At 63.9% G+C, this 3002-nt stretch carries 2 protein-coding genes and 1 pseudogene; 1 reads left to right on the top strand and 2 read right to left on the bottom strand.

The genetic code is table 11. From position 1 onward, the window contains the following. Both EN884_RS31190 and EN884_RS31185 read right to left on the bottom strand, forming a co-directional pair. Positions 1–652 (bottom strand): DMT family transporter (locus tag EN884_RS31190; RefSeq protein WP_164895271.1); only part of this gene is annotated, 652 nt, incomplete at its 3' end. 150 nt (positions 653–802) lie between these two features. Then, on the bottom strand, positions 803–2245 hold the full coding sequence (locus tag EN884_RS31185) for an XRE family transcriptional regulator (RefSeq protein WP_013530246.1): 1443 nt from the start codon (positions 2243–2245) through the stop codon (positions 803–805). A 228-nt stretch (positions 2246–2473) separates the two neighbouring features. On the opposite strand from EN884_RS31185, the pseudogene EN884_RS31180 reads away from it, so the two are divergent. After that, a pseudogene (locus EN884_RS31180) lies at positions 2474–3002 on the top strand (isocitrate lyase); the annotation flags it as partial.

Raw genomic sequence — 3002 nt, 5'->3', positions numbered from 1 at the left:
ATACGGTGAGGGTCGATGCCTGCGAGACGGCAAAGCCGGCCGCGAGCATGGTGCCGAGGCACGTCGCCGGCGTCATGCGCACGCCGGAGAACCGCCGGGTGATGACGGTGGCGACTGAAAACATGACCGCGATCAACAGCGCCAGCCCATCGCCTATGGGCGAGACGGCGCCATCGAGCGATTCCGACACCATGATGGCGACGCCGGTGATGACGGCGGCGATTGCCACCCAGGTCGCGACACCAACCCTTTCGCGAAACAATGCCCAAGCAAACAGCGCCGCCAGCAACGGCACGCCTGCCTGCATCAAAAGGATGTTAGCGACGGTGGTGTAGGCGAGCGCCACGACGAAGGCGGTCGATGCCGTGGCAAAGCAGATCCCGACGGCAAGGCCGGGCAACCCCATGTCACGGAACAGCTTCAGCATGCCACGCCAGCCGTCACGCCAAACCATGAAGCAGACCAGGAAGGCGGCTGCCCACACGGATCGCCAGAAAATGACCGTCCAGCTGTCACCGACAGTGATGAAGCGGGCGATGGCGCCGCCGAAACTCCACATCAGCGCCGACAGGAAGACCAAAAGCATGCCGACGCGCTCCTCGCGCGGCGAGACGGCTGGCGATGCGACGATCGGCGATGCGGTATCGATCATGGCTGCCACTGTCGGGCTCTTGTGGACGGGACGATGCGCAAGGGACGACAAAAAGATGCTCTGTTGGCGTAACGCAAAGGCGCAGGCCGGAACTGAGCCAGCGGCCGCCGACAATTGTGGCACCTTCCTCCATTTCAGAAGAACACGGCGTCACTGAAAATCGAAAGCACTCAGGCCCGTCACCATCTCGTCGAGGCCGAGCGGGCGCGTCACCGGCGGTTCTGCCCGCGCCAGGCAGCCGACGCGTTCGCAAAGCCGGCAAGCAGGCCCGACCGGCGTCGCCGCGACGGTGCCGGCCTTTGCGGTGATTGCCGCACCGGGCAATGCCGCGCCATAGACGATATCGTCACGAAAGCCGATGTCGCAACCGAGCAGCAGCGCGGTGCGGCGCGGGCGTTCCGAGAATGCGCCTTGCGGCCCTTCCAGCGTGCGGGCGATGCACAGGAACTCGGCGCCGTCGGGCATTTCCACTGCCTCGACGAAGACCTGGCCGGGCTGGGTGAAGGCGACATGCACGGGCAGCTTGGGACAGCCGCCGCCAAAGCGGCTTTGAGGAAAGCCCTGGCTGCCGGCCTTGCGGAAGCGGTTGCCGGCATTGTCGACCTCCAGCATGAAAAACGGCACGCCCGAGGCACCCTGCCGCTGCAGCATGGTCAGCCGGTTGGCCGCCTGTTCGAAGGAGACCCCGAAGCGCGAACGCAGGACATCGATGTCATAGCGGGCGCGCACGGCAGCCGCGTGAAAGGCCTGATAGGGCATCATCAGCGCATGCGCCGCATAACGGCCAAGTTCGAAGCGGGCCAGGCGGCGCGCCTCGTCGGTGCTCAGCTTGAGCGCCTGGATCTCGCCGGCGACCGCGACCGTCATGCGGATCAGGCAGGCCTCCATCGCGACTTCGCGCAACTGGTCGAACGGCGACAGGCGTTCGGACAGGAACAGGCGCTGCGAATGACGATCGTAACGGCGGCGCCAGTTCGGCATGGTCGCGACCGGCAGCACCTTGACCACGATGCCATATTCGCGCTTCAGCCAGGCCTTCAGCGCGCCGAACAGATCATCGCCGGGATCGAGCACCGAGGTGAACGCCGCGGCCTCCTCCTCGAGGGCAGCAAAATGGTTCGGCCGGCGCTCGAAAATCTCGTGCACCTCGTCGATCGGCAGGCGGGCGCCGGAGAGCGCCGTCGCCCGACCCTCGCGTGCCAGCAATTCGTTGAGGTCGGACAGGCGCTCGGCCTGCTCGCGATAGGCGCGGAACAGCTTTATCACGGCCGCGGACGCATTGGGCGCCGCCTCGGCAAGCTCGATCAGTTCCTGATCACCCGGCAACTCGCCGACCAGCAGGGGATCGGTGAACACTTCCTTCAAGGCAGCGACAGATCCCCTCGCCTCGCCCTGCAGCTCGTGTGGATCGACCTTGTAGACGGAGGCCAGCCTGAGGATCAGCTGCACCGTCAGCGGCCGCTGGTTGCGCTCGATCAGATTGAGGTAGGACGGCGAAATGCCGAGACCCTCGGCCATCGCCGTCTGGGTCAGGCCCTTGGCGTTGCGAATGCGGCGGATGCGCGGCCCGGCGAAGATCTTCTGGTCAGCCATGGACTGTCCTTTACAGCAATTTACACGAATTCCTGGGCACGGGCCTTTTACAATAATGACAAATTTACAACGCACTTCTGTCAAACGCAACACAGGTTTTCTCTTATATCCTCTCAGTTTACCTGATTTTTGTGGCTGATTTCGCGCAGAAATGTAAATCCAGTCATACCCAACTACCCCCAAATGATTGACGCCTTGACACAGATCAGCAATTCCTCGGAGTGACCAATGACTGATTTTTACAACCTCGTCCCATCGGCGCCGGAAGGTCGCTTCGACGGTATCGAACGACCCTACTCGGCGGCGGATGTGAAGCGTCTGCGCGGTTCGGTGCAGATCCGCCAGAGCCTTGCCGAAATGGGCGCCAATCGGCTGTGGAAGCTCATCCACGAGGAGGACTTCGTCAACGCGCTCGGCGCCATGTCCGGCAATCAGGCGATGCAGCAGGTGCGCGCCGGGCTGAAGGCGATCTACCTGTCGGGCTGGCAGGTTGCCGCCGACGCCAACACGGCTGGCGCGATGTATCCGGATCAGTCGCTCTACCCGGCCAATGCGGCGCCTGAACTGGTCAAGCGCATCAACCGGACGCTGCAGCGCGCCGACCAGATCGAGACCTCCGAAGGCAATGGGCTTTCGGTCGAAACCTGGTTCGCGCCGATCGTTGCCGACGCCGAAGCTGGCTTCGGCGGGCCGCTCAACGCCTTCGAAATCATGAAGGCCTTCATCGAGGCGGGCGCCGCCCGCGTCCCCTCTACAG

This window comes from Mesorhizobium sp. M7A.F.Ca.AU.001.01.1.1, assembly GCF_004022735.1.
GTDB classification, from domain to species: Bacteria; Pseudomonadota; Alphaproteobacteria; order Rhizobiales; family Rhizobiaceae; genus Mesorhizobium; species Mesorhizobium ciceri.
The sequence above is the reverse complement of the archived record's forward strand: the minus strand, read 5'-3'. Positions and strand labels throughout refer to the sequence as shown.

Bases quoted from the DNA above. Each gene is read 5' to 3' on its own strand.
- EN884_RS31185 (WP_013530246.1), bottom strand. From the start codon at position 2,245: ATGGCTGACCAGAAGATCTTCGCCGGGCCGCGCATCCGCCGCATTCGC.